10 protein-coding genes are annotated in these 18,306 nt (G+C 33.3%); 9 read left to right on the forward strand and 1 reads right to left on the reverse strand.

The genetic code is table 11. The annotated features are described in order from the left end of the window. The first annotated feature begins 20 nt into the window (after positions 1-20). From QUE18_RS02805 to QUE18_RS02825, 5 genes are read left to right on the forward strand one after another with little or no spacing between them, the layout of a single operon-like run. Complete coding sequence (locus QUE18_RS02805) at positions 21-1,235, forward strand: hypothetical protein (RefSeq protein ID WP_009203959.1); 1,215 nt, start codon at positions 21-23, stop codon at positions 1,233-1,235. Then, the gene (locus QUE18_RS02810) at positions 1,222-2,844 is read left to right on the forward strand and encodes a DUF6020 family protein (RefSeq protein WP_009203958.1); all 1,623 of its coding nucleotides are present in this window, start codon (positions 1,222-1,224) and stop codon (positions 2,842-2,844) included. The genes QUE18_RS02805 and QUE18_RS02810 overlap by 14 nt, the downstream gene beginning before the upstream one ends. Before the next feature lie 16 nt (positions 2,845-2,860). Next, positions 2,861-3,802 (forward strand): glycosyltransferase family 2 protein, encoded by a 942-nt coding sequence (locus tag QUE18_RS02815; RefSeq protein ID WP_008394203.1) that lies wholly within the window; start codon positions 2,861-2,863, stop codon positions 3,800-3,802. A 2-nt stretch (positions 3,803-3,804) separates the two neighbouring features. Further along, entirely contained in the window at positions 3,805-4,773 is a 969-nt protein-coding gene (locus QUE18_RS02820; protein ID WP_055158941.1) for a glycosyltransferase family 2 protein, read from the forward strand. A 10-nt stretch (positions 4,774-4,783) separates the two neighbouring features. Further along, complete coding sequence (locus tag QUE18_RS02825; protein WP_242852732.1) at positions 4,784-6,784, forward strand: hypothetical protein; 2,001 nt, start codon at positions 4,784-4,786, stop codon at positions 6,782-6,784. Positions 6,785-6,849: 65 nt separating this feature from the next. Here the strand turns inward: QUE18_RS02825 and QUE18_RS02830 are convergent, their stop codons facing one another. After that, on the reverse strand, positions 6,850-8,367 hold the full coding sequence (locus QUE18_RS02830; RefSeq protein ID WP_009203954.1) for an Ig-like domain-containing protein: 1,518 nt from the start codon (positions 8,365-8,367) through the stop codon (positions 6,850-6,852). Between the two features lie 168 nt (positions 8,368-8,535). On the opposite strand from QUE18_RS02830, the gene QUE18_RS02835 reads away from it, so the two are divergent. From QUE18_RS02835 to QUE18_RS02850, 4 genes are all read left to right on the forward strand, one after another. Then, positions 8,536-9,666 (forward strand): acyltransferase family protein, encoded by a 1,131-nt coding sequence (locus QUE18_RS02835; protein ID WP_009203953.1) that lies wholly within the window; start codon positions 8,536-8,538, stop codon positions 9,664-9,666. After that, the gene (locus QUE18_RS02840; protein ID WP_009203952.1) at positions 9,663-11,138 is read left to right on the forward strand and encodes a DUF6056 family protein; all 1,476 of its coding nucleotides are present in this window, start codon (positions 9,663-9,665) and stop codon (positions 11,136-11,138) included. The genes QUE18_RS02835 and QUE18_RS02840 overlap by 4 nt, the downstream gene beginning before the upstream one ends. A gap of 9 nt (positions 11,139-11,147) precedes the next feature. Beyond that, positions 11,148-14,585, forward strand: coding sequence for a bifunctional glycosyltransferase/CDP-glycerol:glycerophosphate glycerophosphotransferase (locus tag QUE18_RS02845; protein ID WP_009203951.1), 3,438 nt, complete (start codon positions 11,148-11,150; stop codon positions 14,583-14,585). A gap of 66 nt (positions 14,586-14,651) precedes the next feature. Then, complete coding sequence (locus QUE18_RS02850; protein ID WP_009203950.1) at positions 14,652-18,305, forward strand: CDP-glycerol--poly(glycerophosphate) glycerophosphotransferase; 3,654 nt, start codon at positions 14,652-14,654, stop codon at positions 18,303-18,305. The last annotated feature ends 1 nt before the right edge of the window (position 18,306 follow it).

Genomic DNA, 18,306 nt, shown 5'->3' on the forward strand with positions numbered 1-18,306 from the left:
AATAAACAGGAGCAATAGAGATGAAGATTGATAATAAAAGACAATGGGTCGGAGAGTTGTTCTTTTTATTAGGAACAATACTCTATATTACATACTACTTTTTTTATATAGCTTACTATTGGTATGTAGAGAAAGATCCGACAAGACAAATTCCAGTGCAAAGACTATTTTATATTGGATTAATCTGTTTTGTGGTCAAAATAATATTAACAAAATATCAATGGAAAGAAGTGATTATTGGAGCAGCAGGAGCTGTTTTGATGTATTTATGTTGGAAAAGCTCTGGAGGAATTGATTACCCCGCAAATTATCTGATCATTCTGGCGATGAAAGACGTAGATCTTAAGAAAGTGATGAAAGCAGTATTTGCATGTGGATTTGTTGGGTTAAGCTATGGTTTTACATGGTTCTTTATGAATGCACCAGATAAATTAACAACAGTAAAAGATTATGGGCGAGGAATGATAGAAGTACGATATAAGTTTTGCACATGGCATGCGAACACGATTCATCTTATGATCATGGTTTTGATTGTTAGTTTTTTATATGCTTATTATAAGAAAATGAAATGGTGGGCATTTGCGATCATGTTCTATTTCAACTATGAGTTTTATCAACTATCAAAATCAAGAACAGCATTTTACTGTGGATCAGCAGCGATCATTGCCTATTTTATTTTAAGATATGCAAGAAAAATTTATGAGTTTAAGATTTCACTGATTTTATTAGAAATCGGAAATCTTGTAGGAATTTTCTTATCTATATATTATGGACTTTATTCTCAATTGACAGATCCAACATTTATGAGATTAGATCAATTGATCACAGGACGATTGACAGTTGCACGGAACTGTTTTCTTGGAGCTGGAATTCCTCTGTTTGGAAGTAACATTGGTGGAAAGGTTTGTGGATATGGAATTTATACACAGGCCAATGATGGATACGTAACAGAATTAGGAATTGTAAGAACATTGTTGGAATATGGGCCAATTGTGTTTGGACTTTTTTGTGCTTTTATGCTTATAGCTGTATGGGTACTTTATAAAAAGGGATATTTTGGGGCTATGGTGCTTTTAGAAATTGGATTTATCGCATGCGGAGTAGAAGCATATTTTCCAGCCGCTTACAATTTAAAGGCATTTGTATTTGGCCTGGCATTTTATCAGTTGATGGGATTATTTAAGGGAAAAGAAAAAGAAGAGAAACGAGGAAAGGCAGTCAATGCATCAGAATAATCGAATCATTTCATGGATTATATCATTTTTATTTTCAATATGCATGGTTATATCTATAAGTTATGATCAGAGAGATAACTGGTCACTGATCATATGCGATAAAAAACATATGATCAGTGCATTGATCATGACGATGATTCTTACAATGATCGTACATATGATCATGAATGTATTATATTCAAAAGCGGGGAAGTCTTTTATAAGGTTAAAGACTCAAGTAAACAGTGGGATAGGAGAAAAAATATTTGATCATCATCCTATAGCAGTTCCTTGGAGCATTCTGATTGTTTTATGGCTTCCAAATTATATTTTGTATTTTCCGGGTTGTTTAACTTATGATATTATACGACAGTATGAGCAGTTTTTCAGTGGAAATCTGACGAATCATCATCCTATATTGACGACATTGTTTGAAGGGATGTTTGTCAAATTTGGAAGAAACATTGGATGTCAAAATGTAGGAATCGCAGTGTATCTGTTATTTACATTGTTATTTACAAGTGGTGTTTTCGCAATATGTTTTTATTGGATGCATAAGAAGAATACAAAGTATTGGATTCGCTTTACAGGATTGGCATTTTATGGATTGTTTCCTATCTGGTCGGCATATGCAAGGACAGCAGTAAAAGACACATTATTTTATCCAATATTTGTTTTATTTGTGTTATTTATATTTGATATAGTATTAGAACCAGAGAAGATATTTGATTCAAAAGTTAAGAGTATTTTGTTTTTAATAGTCTCTTTATTATTATGTTTGGTCAGACACAACGGGTTTTATATATTAATTTTTACGATGCCGTTTTGTATTGTAGGTGTAAAAAAATATCGAAGACAATTGATAGTTTTATTTATAATAATGGTGGCGTTTTGGGAGCTTTACCAAAAAGCAATTCTTCCCATGGCAGGTGTGAAGCCTGGCGGAAAGCAGGAGATGCTCTCCATCCCTTTTCAACAGACAGCGAGATATGTAAAATATTATGGAAATGATGTTTCGACGGAAGAGGAAAAAGTGATTCGAAAAGTATTAGATTACGATACGATCGGAAAGAATTATGATCCAGATCTTTCTGACCCAGTAAAGAATACTTACAAACAGAAAGACGAATATTTAAAAGATTATTTTAACATATGGTTTGAAATGCTTAAGAAGCATCCGACGGCTTATATTCAGGCAACGTTAAATGGGACATATGGATATTGGGGTTATATGACAGAAATAAGATATCCATATGGATATTATGTACAGCCAGAAAGTATGGATATATACCAAAAAGAATATGAAATATATTATTTGGAAAAAACAAAATATATCAGAGATATATATCATGGGGTTTTAGATACAATATATCAGAAAACTCCATTGACATTATTTACAAAACCGATGATATATTTATGGATTTTGATTGGATTGCTTGGCATGGTATGTTCTTTTAAAAAGACGATCAGATATTGGATTGCATTTTTGCCAATAGTGACATCATTCCTTATATGTCTGGCATCACCTGTAAATGGCGATATGCGATATATGCTTCCGATTACAGCGAGTACGATTTTATATGTTGCATTTGTAAATGAAATAATATATAAAGAATATAATGAATTTTAACAAAGGAGAATGCGTAATGGAAAAAATTGCAGTATTGATTCCGTGTTACAATGAAGAAAAGACAATTAAAAAAGTAGTGGAGGATTGGAAGAAAGAACTTCCAGAGGCAACAATCTATGTATATAACAATAATTCCACAGATCGTACAGTAGAGATTGCAAAAGAAGCAGGAGCTATTGTAAGAAATGAATATCAACAGGGAAAAGGAAATGTGATCCGAAGGATGTTTCGAGAAATTGATGCGCAATGTTATATCATGATTGATGGAGATGATACATATCCTGCCCAATTTGGACGAGAAATGGCAGAAAAAGTTTTAGAATACAAGGTGGATATGGTTGTAGGGGACAGATTATCATCTACCTATTTTGAGGAAAATAAAAGACCTTTTCATAATCTTGGAAATAGCATGGTGAGAGCTGCAATTAATCATCTTTTTAAAAGTAATATCCGGGATATTATGACTGGATATAGAGCTTTTAGCTATCAGTTTGTTAAAACATTTCCAGTGTTATCCAGGGGATTTGAAATCGAAACTGAAATGAGCATTCATGCAGTAGATAAAAATATGCTGGTTGATAATGTGATCATCGAATATCGAGATAGACCAGATGGAAGCGAATCTAAATTAAATACTTATACAGATGGTATGAAGGTATTATTTACGATCATAAAACTGTTTAAAGGTTATAGACCATTTCAGTTTTTTGGAAGTATGGCATTCTTGCTTATGATTATTGCGGCAGGATTATTTATACCCGTATTTATGACATATCTTCATACAGGTCTGGTACCGAATTTCCCAACTTTGATCGTAAGTGGATTTATAGCACTTGCAGCGTTGCAGGCATTCTTTTCTGGATTGATTTTAAGTACGATTGTACAAAAAAATAGGCAAGATTTCGAATTTAAATTACAGTTGATCACAAACAAAATAGATAATGAGAAAGATAATTAAATATGCAAGAAAGATCAAGAAAAGAGAAAAATATATTATATATTGTAGTGCCTTGCTATAATGAGGAACAAGTATTAGCTGAAACATCCAAACGATTAAAGGAAAAATGTGAAATGCTGATCCATGATGGTAAAATAGCGAAAGAAAGCAGAATTGTTTTTGTGGATGATGGATCCAAAGATCATACGTGGAATATGATCGATGAATTTCATAAAATGGATTCTATATTTTCAGGAGTGAAATTATCCAGAAATCGTGGGCATCAAAATGCATTGCTGGCTGGTTTGACAATGGCATCAGAGAAAGCAGATATTGTAATATCAATGGATGCGGACCTTCAGGATGATATTAATGCAGTCGATCAGATGATCGAAAAATATTATGAAGGATGCGATATTGTATATGGTGTTCGAAGTGCCAGAGATACAGATACATTTTTTAAACGTTTTACGGCAGAAGCATTTTATAAACTGATCAATAAAATGGGCGGAGAGCTTGTTTACAATCACGCAGATTACAGACTGATGAGTAAGCGGGCATTAAAAGGATTATTAGAATTTGACGAAGTTAATATCTTTCTTAGAGGGATGGTGCCGATGGTTGGTTATCAGAGTGATATTGTCACGTATGAGAGAGCTGAGAGATTTGCAGGAGAAAGCAAATACCCATTGAAGAAAATGCTTTCTTTTGCATTTGAAGGAATTACATCGTTGAGTGTAAAACCAATCAAAATGATTTTTAATGTTGGAATTTTAATCTGTATAATTAGTGTTTTGGCAATCATTTATTGTTTAGTACGGCATTTTACAAACAACACGGTAAGTGGCTGGACTAGCCTTGTTATGTCGATATGGTTTTTAGGTGGTTTACAGCTGATCGCGATTGGGATGGTTGGACAATATATTGGAAAAATATATTTGGAGACAAAGGCCAGACCTAAATTTATTATTGAACAGGTATTAAATGACTAGGAGAATGGAGATGAAGATAAAAGATTTTATATACAAATATTCGATCAGATTGTTTATTTTGATCGTAGCATATTTGATCGTAAGTTTTCCATTTCAATATACACAAGAAAAGATGAATGACGTTTCTCAGCCGGTTAGGTGGCTGGGGACGTTGTTATTTTTTATCATAGCTTGTTTTATCGTAAGATACAGAAAGAAATTAGAAGCTGTTTTTGCAAAAAAATCGTTATTTTTTATCATCTTTGTGATGATTTTTGCATTGCAATTGATGACAATCTATGTATTTAAGATACAGCCAGTGAATGATTTGTTATATTTGCATGATGAAGCAATCCGAATGATTCAAAATCCTATGATTTCGTTACAGCGTTTTGGTGGGTATTTTGCACATTATCCGAATAATTATGGATATTTACTAATCTTATATTGCTATTATAAATTGTTGGTGTCTTGCGGTATTTCTGTCGGAAGTCTGGTTCTTGCGGGAAATTTTTTGAATTTATTAGTAATTGATATTGGAATTTTATGTGGATATATTGCAATACGCATAGTTAAAAATATAAAACTGGCTAACATATGGATGTTGTTGTTTTTACTGAATCCGTGGACGTATTTCTGGATTGCTTATTATTATACACACACGATATCATTTGGTATGATCATGGTGTTGCTGTTGTTGTTTGTGCTAATACATAAAGAAAAAGACAATTGGAAGGGCATTTTGTACAGTGCTTTTTTAGGAATTGTAATTTATATAGGAATTAAGATCAGGATCACCAATTTGATTCTCTGTATTGCAGTGGGGATCACGTTGTTTATCTTTTGGAAGCAGTATAAGTTTAAAGTAAGACATATGTGTCTGATTCTTGGAATGGTAGCGGGAATTGCAGTTTCCGTTTTTGGATATCAGTACAAATTTCAGAATATGATACCAAAACAAAACACACAAGAATTTCCAGCAACACATTGGTTAATGATGTCTTCTCATGGAGTTGGGAGATATGATAGTGGTGATGTGTGGTTTACTTCACAACTTTCAACGCAAAAACAAAAAAAAGAAAAGACAATTGAAAAAACAATTCATAATTATAAAGAGCTTGGGATAAAGGGAACTTTACAGTTATCTGGAGTGAAGTTAAGAGAAGTCTGGCTGACAGGAGATGATGATTTTACAAAAATGTCTTATGTTTCAACAGATTATGGAACAGCAAACGAGTTCTTAAATGGAAAGCATAATGGATGGATCTTAATGTACAGCTATCTGATGCGGATGGCGGTCTGGTGCTTTGCATTAGTGGCAGCGATTGGAATGCTCAGAAAAAGAAACCCATGGAATTATGTTGTGATGCTTACATTACTTGGAGGAATGATCTTCCATGTATTCTGGGAAGCAAATCCAAAGTATAGCATATGCTTTATGGGTGTAATGATGTTTATGATGGTAACAGGAATTGAAAATCTTTGTGAAGAAGAAAAGAAAGAACAAAAACAAAAGATTTCAATGGGGAATGTTATGTTATGTTTGGTCGGAATCGGATTGATTGTATGTTTGCAGCCAATGCATAATTATTTAAAACAAAATCCAGAGGCGTTAGATCAATCTTATGCAGCTAGTCAGTTTGCACAAAGTCAGACGTTGAATCTGTCATTGAAGAAGAATGAAGCAATAAAACAAAGTTTTCTTACAAAAATCAGGTTTCAGAATATTACATTCAATTTATTAAATAATGAGAATGATTTTACTGTGCGTCTGCTTGATGAAACAGGAAAAGTAATGGAAAGCGCACGACAAGATCAATTATCTTATGCGCAAAATCAATATGAGTGGAAGTTAAACAAAGTTAAGAATTCTGGGACATATGCAATAGAGATTGTAAATCAGAAAAAAGATCAAAAATACAAACTTCCGGTATACTGGACTGGAAATTATGATGCATACCCAAATGGATGTATGTATAGGAGTAACAAGAAGATTGGGAAAGCAGATCTGGTATTTCGTGTATATCAATAAAAATTTAGAAAGAAAAATGCAGGTGTATAATTGAAATACAGCTGCATTTTTTATACCATATTGTATTATTGCCAATCCGTAGCTTTTACCCAATTTTCATAATCATTAAAATATTCATACATTCGAATCGCACCACGATCAAAATAGTTTTTAAAGATCAGAGCATGCTTCTTCTGAGCAACATCAGAAGGGAGTTTTGCAAGACCTTCTGGAATAGCATCCTGTGTGTAGAATTTTTCAAAGTAATATAATTTATCGTAATGCTCAGCATTTTCATGACTTACAGCAGTGACTAATTCATCTGTTTTTTTATGATGCTGATGTCCGTATTCGCCATCAGGATTGTGTGTTACGATCTTGCTCCAGTTACGATAATTCATGACACGCCGGATATCCTGTGTGATATAGTTAGTATAAGGATCCCATGCAACCTGATGTCTGCGATAGAGGTCAGGATAGCGGAGAATCACATGTTTTGCCCCGATATCATTCATCGCAGAGTCAAAATCCCTAGCTCGACTATCATAAGAGCCATTGGTTAGGCAAACAACAAAATAGTTATTTCCAGTTTCTTTTAATTCTTTAATTTCCTGAATCATATTTCCACCACCCCATAAGAGGTCATCATCTGGATGGGCAATGATCATCAGACGGTCCCCATCTTTTAAGTCAAAATAATCCAAATCTTCAGTAGATAATAAACCATTTTCAGCAGTGACAGTGATCGTGATATTGCACTTTCTGCTTGGATTTTTTATAGAAGTTGCGGTGATCACAGCAACACCAACTCCACGGGTAGTTACATGACCATTCTCATCGACAACGGCAACGGTATCATTGTTTGTGCTCCAGGTAAGTTTTTTGTCAGATGCATTCCATGGTTTGAAATTCACAGATAAAGTCCTGAAAGTTCCGTAAGGCATACTAATCTTTTGATGCCTTGTTGTTAATTTCTTTAATGGAATCGTTACATGAAAACGTCGTTTCAAGATAACTTTTTTATATTTTGCAGTCATTGTTATGTTGCCTTCTTTTAAAGGTGTGATAACACCAGATTTACTGATCGTGGCAATGGATTTATTGCTGCTTCGAAAAGTAACGGAAGCAAGAGATGCATTCGCAGGCTTGAGAGAAATATTCCAACGATATTTGTTTGGATATTTGATCAGTGTTGCAGAAGCAGCATCTTCTTCACAGGAAATTGCTTTGATGGCAATTTCAGGTGTTACTTTTACTTTAATAGATTTTTTTGCAATGACCTTACCAGATTTTGTTCTGACCACATGACGAATCACTGACTTACCGGTTTTCTTTGGTGTCAGGATACCTTTTTTTGATACTTTTACAACTTTAGGATTAGAAGATTCCCATTTGATTTTGTAGGAAGCTTTTTTCTTCTTAGAGTATCGAACAGATAGTGTCTGGCTGGATTTTAAAGGTAACTTGATAGATTTTTCTGCATTGGTAAAATAGATTTTAAATTTTTTACCTTTGGCATATGTCTGGTGAGGACATAAGATAACAGACATGACAAGAAACAGATTCAGGCATGCCAGTTGTAAATATTTGCGTTGAACTTTCATTGATCACATCCCCTTTTTGTTTATTTGTAAATTAGCTCAAACAGGATAATTATAGACCGGTTGGCAAAAAAATACAAGGTTTTGCGGTGTATATAAAGTAAAAGTTTTTACAAAAGTATTACGTTGTGATATAATACAGGTCAGTAAAATTAAGAGGAGTAAGATTGAATGAAGTTTACAAAGGAACATACAATGCAGATGAAAGGGATTGCGATCATCATCCTGTTGTTTCATCATTGCTTTTTGAATGCACAGCGTTGGGCTACGGTTCCATATGAGAAACTTGCGACGACGAAGGGATGGGGATATTACCCAATTTCGTTTGCACCATTTTCTTCTCATACGATACAATATCTTGCAAGTTTTTCAAAGATATGCGTAGCCATGTTTGTTTTTATGACTGGATACGGAATGTGGGTTTCTTATGAGAGTCAGAAAAAGAAAACAACGATGAGTAATTATATAAAGAAACGAATGGTCACATTAATGACAGGATTTTTGATCATTTTTGTTGTGACAGAGATTCTTGCGATTCCAACTGGACGCTTTATAGAGGTTTATGGACATGATTTTCGTAGTGTGGTCTATATGATCATTGATGCATTAGGATTAGCCAAATTACTGGGAACACCGTTATTTTGTCTGACATGGTGGTATATGAGTCTTGCGATCGTTTTGATCATGATCTTTCCATTTGTACATTCAATTATGGAAAAATATCAATGGGTCGTGGTTGTTGCATCTATTATCGTTCCAAGAGCTTGTGGATTTGGACAATCAACAGATTTGTTCCGATATCTATTAGCATACACACTGGGAATGTATTTTGCACAACATGACTTGCTTGCGAGAATAAAAGAAAAATTTATGGAACAGAATGTGGCAGGAAAACTGTTGTCTCTGATAGTATCATTGATAGGTTTGGCAGTTATCATAAAATGCCGACAAAATGCATGGATTGGATGGAAATATCTAGATTTTTGGGATGGCTTTGCAGCAATGTATATGATCGTAATTTCATATATATATATATTAAATGGAAAATGGATCGTAAAAGGATTAGGCTTCCTTGGAAAACATTCTATGAATATTTTCTTGATTCATTCATTTTACAGAGACGTATTTTTCCATGAATTTACATATTCATTTTATTATGCATGGTTAGATTATATAGTACTTATGGCAATTTCATTGGTGACATCGATTGTATTAGAATGGTTTAAGAAGTTAATTCGATATGAGAAGTTTATAGATTGGGTCAAAAGATTAGTAACAAAAGAAGGAGTAACAGTACATTGAAAAAAGAAAAGAAATCATCAATATTTTGGATATTGATCATATTTTTTGTATTATTTTCCATTTGGCAGTTATGGGTGCCGGAAGCACTGGATGATTGGCGATGGGGAAGTGAAGTAGGAATCATGAGATTAAAAACGTGGTTTGAAGGATATAATGGACGTTACTTTGGAGATATTTTGGTCATTGTTTTAACAAGATTGCCGATCGTATTGAGAAGTATGGCTATTTCTGGGATAATGACCGCAATGTTATACTTGATATATCAATTGACAGAATATAAGATATTATCATTTTTAATTTGTGTTTTTTTTGTAGTTAATATTCCAACAAGCTTAATGAGTCAGACATATGGATGGGTATCAGGATTTTCAAATTTCTGTGTTAGTGCAACGATGATTCTTGGATTTTTGCTATATCATATATCTATTTTCAAAGAAAAGAAAGTGTCGAAGTTGAAAACAGGGTTTTCAATGATCAATGCATTTCTTGGAAGCTTGGTTCTTGAAAATTCAACGGTATATCTAATTGTACTAAGTATCGCTTTTTTAATTATTTATGGTGTACAATATAAGAAGCTGCATAAAGGAATGTTACTTCATTTGATTATGGTTGGTATTGGTGCATTCTGGATGTTCTCGAATAGCGCATATCGTATGGCTGCGGCACATACATCACAGGGAACAGGAAAAGAGATTGCAGCGTTTGAATTAAGCTTTGAATGGTTTGCCTCTGCATTAAAGGTATACGCAGACACGATCATTAATTATTGGATCATGCCGAATCATTTATTAAATATAGTGACATGTGGATTGATTTTGATATTACTCCAAAAGAGAAAGAAGAAAGGACAAGGATTATTCTTGGTTCTGTTCAGTGGTTTTTTAGCATTTTATATATTTAATTTTATGAATTTTGGTACATGGAAAGATTATTTGGCATGGGGCAATGCAGCGCAGGCTGTAATAGTAACGACGTATTGTTTAGCATTGGCAGCTTTTAGTGCATGGTTTATTACAGATTTTAAGGATAAGGTGATCGTTCAGATCATTTTATGGTCACAACTGATTTTAATGGGACCATTGATCGTTGCAAGTCCGATTGCAATTCGTTGTTTTTATGTAACATATATCTTTTTCGTTTTATATCTTGGAGTATTGTTATCGTATAGTATACGAAGTGGATTTTTAAAGATAAGCAAAGGATATTTAAACACAGGGATCATGATGTGTATTTTCTTTGTGATGATCGGAAATATTGGTGTATATTATTTTGTTCATGGACAAGTGAATGACAGACTTCAATATATACAAACACAGATAAAACAAGGAGAGAAGAAGATTGAATTAAAGGAAATACCGCTTGGAGATACATACTGTTATGGTTTAGATGTATATAATCCAGCATGGGTATGGCGTTATAAGATGTATTATAATATCCCAGGAGATATTGAATTGAAATTCCCAGAGAGATAGGAGTAAGTGATGAGAGAGATAAAAGTAAGTGTTATCATACCAATTTATAATGTAGAAGAATATTTGGAAGAATGTCTGCAATCAGTTGTAGATCAGACATTAGAGGATCTGCAGGTCATCATGGTTGATGATGGTTCTTTGGATGGAAGTACAGACATTGCCAAGAAATTTGCTAGTCGATATGATCATTTTGAGTATGTAAGACAGGTAAATGGTGGACTTGGAAATGCGAGAAATACAGGAGTGAAGTATGCAAAAGGAAAATACATTATTTTTCTTGATTCAGATGATATTGTTCCAGATGATGCATACGAGAAAATGTATCTTGCAGCAGAGAAAAATCATAGCGAGATGGTAGTTGGAAGTGTTGCGAGATTTAACTCAAAGAAAGACCATGTGTCGAATCTGCATGAAATTGCATTTAGAAAATATATCGATAAAACACATATTACAGACAATACGGATCTGATTTATGATACAACCTCATGGAATAAATTAATTTTGAAAGAGTTTTGGGATCGTAATCATTTTGAATTTCCAGAGAGAATTCTCTATGAAGATATTCCAGTAACGATTCCTATGCATTATCTTGCTAATAATGTGACAATGGTGCAGGATGTCTGTTATCGTTGGAGAATTCGTGATGGAGCTAATAAGTCTATTACGCAGAGAGCAGATGACTTTACGAATATGAGAGATCGTATTACCGTTTTACGTATGGTAGATAAATTCTTTGAGGAGAATGTCAAAGAACAAGAATTATGGGATGCAAAATATTATAAATGGTTATATATTGATCTGATGATCTATGTGAACAACTGTATTTATCTTTCAGATAACAGAACACTCGAGATGATGAAGATCATTAAAGATTATATAGAAGAAACAATTCCTTTAGAAACGATCGATAAGTTACCAGTTTTATATCGTGAAAAATATGTGGCTTTGATGAATCTGGATGAAAAACGATTAGTAAAACTGCGTCAATATGAAGTTGATAATTATAAGAATTTAAAGATCGTGAAAAAGGGCAACAAATATATTGGAAAATTCCCGAAAGCGATTGTAACTGGTGATAAGGCAGATATGACAGAGGCATTAGATCAGTGGAGACTTACTCAATTGATTTATGATGTGGCATGGCAGAAAGAGCAATGTGTGATCGAAGGATATGTATTCTTACGAGGATTATCTGTGCCAAATTTAAATGTACAAAAATTATCAGCACATTTGGTATGCTTAAGTACAGGAGAGAAGATTCCACTGGAAATACAAAGTATTAAGTCACAATATGCACAGAAGAAATTTGGCTTAAAAATTGATAACGAGACAAAACAGATCCATTTAGCAAATTATAAAGGTTGTGGATACCGGATCATACTGGATGCAGCCAAGATCAGAGAATTAAAGCTTGATGGAGAATACCATATATTATTAACTTATGAGAGAGACAGATGGAAGAAAGAAACTATTTTAAGAGGAATCTTAAAATCTCTTGGCAATAAATTGGACAAGAAAACATATTTTAAAGATCATATGCTGATCGAACTTAGCAAGTCTTACAGATATGATTTTAAAGTAAAAATTTCACAAAAGAACATTGAATTAAATGATATGAAATTGGACGGTGATCAGTTAAGATTAAAACTTTCTGAGAAAGTTGATGCATTATATGAAGCGAAAGATGCACATAATGCGGAAATCTTAAAAGCAGCTATAACACAGGAAGATGTTTCTGTGGATATTTCAGATATTCCAGAAAATAAACGATATATTGCAGTTAAAAAAGGTAATTTATTTATTCCTGTATACAAAGAAAAGAAAAAGAGAATCTTTGTAGAAAACCAGAAGAATCAGTTAGTAGAAGAAACATCAGGAAATCATAGATGTTACTTGTTAAATCGAAAGGCAGTACCTGTGATACGAGATGTAAAACAGAATGAGGAACAGTTTTCATTTGAGATCATCAACAAAAATATCGGTAACTGGCAGAGAGCAACATTGTATGTAGAAGATCCATTAGAGGAAGAAAAGATTATTCTTGGAACAGGATCCGTGAATCAACATGGAGAAGAGGAGAAAGTAGTCATTTCTTTAAGTTTAAAGGACGAAAAAATCATCAAGAATCTTTATGCAAGACGTCGTCAGGTGTTTATTTTATATGAAAATAATGAACAGCAGAAGGTATGTGCACTTGGTGGGGAACATAAAGTTTTTGATAAAAAATACTACACGAAAGAAAGAAGATATCGATTTATTATTGATCCAGAAGATGATTTTCTGTATTTTACTACGCTGAGAGTCAAGGAATTCCTGACAAGAAGTGCGAAGAAAAGAGCTTTTGTCAACAGATTCTTATATCCGTTATTAAGACTTCTTCCATTAAAGAAAAAATGGATCGTATTTGAATCTATGTGGGGAAGTAAATTTAGCTGTAACCCTAGATATTTATATGAATATATTGATAAGAATCATCCAGATTATACGTGTATCTGGTCATTAAAAGATGAATGCATTCCGATCACGGGAAATGGTGTTAGAGTCAGAAGACTATCTTGGAAGTATTTATATTATATGGCAAGAGCAAAATACTTTGTGAATAATGTAAATTTTGCTGATTCTTATGAGAAGAGAAAAGGGCAGATTGAAGTACAGACGATGCATGGAACACCATTAAAGACAATTGGATTGGATGTACCAGGCGATTTCCCTACAAAGAAATCAGAAAAGAAGTATATTAGAAAGTGTAAACGTTGGGATTATCTGATCGTGCAAAGTAAGTTTGTTGCGGATCTTGCACCATCTGCATTTAAATTTGAAAATACGATCATGGATACTGGATATCCAAGAACAGATATTTTGTATTCTTCTAATAACGAAGAAGAAATGAGCAGATTAAAAGAAAAATTAGGACTTCCAAAAGATAAGAAAGTCATCATGTATGCACCAACATGGAGAGTGCGTGATAAGTTTGAATTAATGCTAGATCTTGAGAAGATGAAGGAAAAATTTTCAGATGAATATGTATTGATCTTAAGACTGCATCACTTTTCAGCAAAAGGTTGGAAAGGAGTTCCAGCAGATGGATTTGTGTATGATCTTACGGATTATGAATCTATTGAAGATTTATATATCATTACAGACATCCTGATCACAGATTATTCTTCTGTAATGTTTGATTATGCAGTTCTCGACAGACCAATGTTATTCTTTACATATGATCTGGATGAATATAGAGATAAGCTTCGCGGATTTAATATTGATATCGAAAAAGAAGCACCAGGACCATTACTATATACGTCTGATGAGGTGTTAGATGCGATTGAGCATTTGGATGAAACGATTGAAAATTCAAAACAGAGAGTCGATGCATTCCATGAAACATATATTCCATATGAATGTGAAAATTCATCTGAAAAAGTATTTAATATGATGCAGGGAAAATAAAAAATAAACAATGCCATAAGGCAGAACAATCTTTAAGAAGGTCATTGAAAGGTTTAAGAAGGAAACATGGATAAAATAAGAAAAATTATTCGATTTGTAAAAAGATTATTTCCAAAAACTCCAAAGATGAAATTTATCTATGCCTGGTATTATAAACATGGCAAGATCAATGAAAAACAAGCACTCTTTGAGTCATTTCACGGCAAGGATGTGTCAGATTCATCCTTGGCGATCTTGCAGGAGTTTTTGAAAATGCCGGAATCAAAAGATTTCAAGATCTATTTTGCGACGAATGATAAGAAACGAGATCAGAAATTTATTGATTCTATCGGATTGAAAGTAGAACTTGTAGATATTGCAGATTTTAAATATGTAAAAGTACTTGCAACATCTAAGTATCTGATCAATAACAGTTCTTTTCCGGCGTATTTCATTCGAAGAGATGAACAGGTGTACCTACAGACATGGCATGGAACACCGTTAAAGACATTAGGAAAACGAATGCGTTTTGGAATTGAATCCATGTATAATGTGCAACATAACTTCTTACATGCCAACTACATCATGTTCCCAAATGAATTTACAAGAAAAGTGATTATGGAAGATTATAATCTGGAAGCTTTGTATACAGGAACTGTTGTGATGAATGGATATCCAAGAAATAGTATTTTTATGGATCACGAGAAAGCTGACCAGGTAACAAAGAAGCTTGGAAATGAAGATTATACAACGATGGCATATATGCCGACATGGCGTGGACAGAGCAATCATGATGTGAACACGTCTGAATATAGCAGAGAGATCAATCAGCTGTTACATTATCTAGATGAGAATTTAAAGGATGATCAGAAGTTATATGTAAACTTTCATCCAATTGTGCAGAAGTTTGTAAAGCTGGATAATTATGAACATATTTATCCATTTCCAAGTGGTGTTGACAAATATGAATTTTTAAATAGTGTTGATGCACTGATCACAGATTATTCAAGCGTATTTTTTGATTACTCGATTACAAGAAAACCAATCATATTATATATGTATGACTATGAAGAATACATGCACGATAGAGGAATGTATTTTGATATCAAAGAATTGCCATTTAGAAAGATCTATGACAAGGAAGCATTAAGAGATTGTCTGGTCAACGAGACATTCCGCGAGGATTCTTATGAAAATGATATGGAATATATAGAAAGATATATTCAGTATGATTCTATTGATGCTGCAAAGAATATGGCAGAACTTGTTTTTCATGGAAATATGTGCGATATGCCAACGATCGATTACAGTTTTAACAAAGAAAAGAAACGAAGAGTTTTGCACTATCCAAATGTAAAAACAGCACAGACGATCGATACGATCGCGCAGATTGCTAAGAAAGATGAAGATGTAGTGATCTTTGAAAAACGTTTCTTCAATCCAGAATTAAGCAGTCATCTACATGATAATTATCTTGATGATTTTGATTATATTTTTATTACACGAACACTTCCAAGAACCTATGCAGAAGAAGTGTTAAAGAGAAAGAGTGCCAAGGTCAGAAAAGAACTTCATAAGAGGGAGATCAAGAGATGCTTTGCAGATCTTCCAGTATATTCAAAGTTTGAGACAGAATACTATCATGGAGAAGCAGGAGAGACATTTTCTTTCAATAAGAAAAAAATGATCAATGCATCCATGCGAGTAATGGAAGACCATTTGGAGATTAAGTTTGAGGAAGGCAAGAAAGGTCAGCCAAAGAAGCTGTTACTTGTAAATAAGAAAAGTCAGATCATTTATACAAGGGATCTGACAGAAAAAGAATGGAAAGATCATTGTATCAAGGAATATTTTGATGAATTTCTTTCGCTTGAAATTGCAGATATGAACGGAAGATATCAGTTGATGATCGAATTAGAAGATGAAAATGGCAACAAACTGCCATATTTCTTTGTAGATCGTAAAGAATATGCAAAACGAAAAGAAGCGATGGATGAATTAGATAAATCTTCTGTATATATGACAGGAATCAAGAAACATGATATTACTTATCAGAATACATTTGAACCTGCGGATACAAGTGTGATTCCTTATATGAATGAAGTAGATGGAAGATTTTCTGTATTTATGGGAGATCAGGCACAGTTATCCGTTCGTAATATGCGTGGACAAGTACTGAAATTCAAAATCAAGGGTTCAAAAGTTCATGTGAAAATGAAATATAAAAACAAAGAAGCTGGAATCAAAAATGTCATATTATCATATCGAAGTAAAGTGGAGACGATCGATTATCCATTTGAATATAAAGTAACGAGATCAGGTGATCATTATATTATTGATGCTCAGATCGATATGTCGGTATTATCACTGGAAGAACTGTTTTGGGATGTATTTGCTGTAACAGAGAAGAATGGAGAAGAAGTAAGAGTAAGTGCATATTGGAGCAGATGGCAGAGATTAAAATTATTACTGATGAATTATCAATGTGATGTTGATAAAGAGCATATTATTTTCCCTTATTCGACGATCACATGCAAAATGGCATTTACTTATCGTACAAGATCAAAATATGATGGATTTGATGTAAAGATCAAGGAATTAGTAGCTTTTGGTGTTTATACGTTGTTATTACCATATTGGAAAAAGAAACGAGTATGGTTAGTATTTGAAAAATTCTGCTCTATGGCGCAGGATAATGGATATTATTTCTTCAAATATTGTATGGAGCAGCTTCCAAAAGAAAAGAAGCAGCATATTTATTATATTCTCGATACAGATTCTGCTGATTATGATAAGATGAAGCAATATGGAAAACATGTGATTCCATTTATGAGTTTTCGACATATTTTATATTCACTTGTTGCCAATTTATATATAGCTTCTGATTCAAAGAAACATTTATATACATGGAGAGCAAAACCAAATGTGATCTCAAATCGTATTTCAAAACATAATATCTTGTTTTTACAGCATGGGGTGACAGCATTAAAACGTGTACATCCGATTTTTGGAATGAAAGGTTCAAGTCCTATGACTCATTTTACAACGACATCAAGATTTGAGCATAAGATCATTGTAGAGAATTTTGGATATGAAGATGGAGATGCACCGATTCTTGGATTTACGAGATGGGATGTTCTGGAAGATACTTCAAAACCAGAGGAAAAGATCATTCTTGCAATGCCGACATGGAGATCATGGCTGGAAGAAAAGAGTGCAGAAGAGTTTAAGGCAAGTGATTATTATAAAAACTATATGAAACTGTTACAGAGTCAGAAACTTGCAAGAATCTTAAAAGAAAATGATGTTAAATTGATTTTTTACATTCATCCAAAGTTTAAAGATTATTTGAGCGAGTTTAATGTCAGTGGAGATAATATTGAGTTGATTCCATTTGGAACAGAGCCATTAAATGAGATCATGAAGAAATGTTCTATGCTGATCACAGATTATTCTAGTGTATGCTGGGATGTATGTTATCTTGATAAACCCGTATTATTCTATCAGTTTGATTATGATATGTATATGCAGGCGCATGGAAGTTATCTGGATATGGAGCATGAACTATTTGGAGAACGTTATACAGAATATGAGAAATTGATCGATGGAATTGAAGAGTATATTCACAATGGATTTAAAGAAAAAGAAGAATATACAAAATTAAAAGATTATTATTTTGAATATCGTGATAATGATAACAGTAAACGTACGTATGAATATATCATAAGCAAAGGATATTAAA

The organism is Anaerostipes hadrus ATCC 29173 = JCM 17467 (genome assembly GCF_030296915.1).
Lineage (GTDB): Bacteria > Bacillota > Clostridia > Lachnospirales > Lachnospiraceae > Anaerostipes > Anaerostipes hadrus.

Coding starts and splice junctions, on each gene's coding strand:
- QUE18_RS02805 (WP_009203959.1), top strand. CDS start 21: ATGAAGATTGATAATAAAAGACAATGGGTCGGAGAGTTGTTCTTTTTA.
- QUE18_RS02810 (WP_009203958.1), top strand. CDS start 1,222: ATGCATCAGAATAATCGAATCATTTCATGGATTATATCATTTTTATTT.
- QUE18_RS02815 (WP_008394203.1), top strand. CDS start 2,861: ATGGAAAAAATTGCAGTATTGATTCCGTGTTACAATGAAGAAAAGACA.
- QUE18_RS02820 (WP_055158941.1), top strand. CDS start 3,805: ATGCAAGAAAGATCAAGAAAAGAGAAAAATATATTATATATTGTAGTG.
- QUE18_RS02825 (WP_242852732.1), top strand. CDS start 4,784: ATGAAGATAAAAGATTTTATATACAAATATTCGATCAGATTGTTTATT.
- QUE18_RS02830 (WP_009203954.1), bottom strand. CDS start 8,367: ATGAAAGTTCAACGCAAATATTTACAACTGGCATGCCTGAATCTGTTT.
- QUE18_RS02835 (WP_009203953.1), top strand. CDS start 8,536: ATGAAGTTTACAAAGGAACATACAATGCAGATGAAAGGGATTGCGATC.
- QUE18_RS02845 (WP_009203951.1), top strand. CDS start 11,148: ATGAGAGAGATAAAAGTAAGTGTTATCATACCAATTTATAATGTAGAA.
- QUE18_RS02850 (WP_009203950.1), top strand. CDS start 14,652: ATGGATAAAATAAGAAAAATTATTCGATTTGTAAAAAGATTATTTCCA.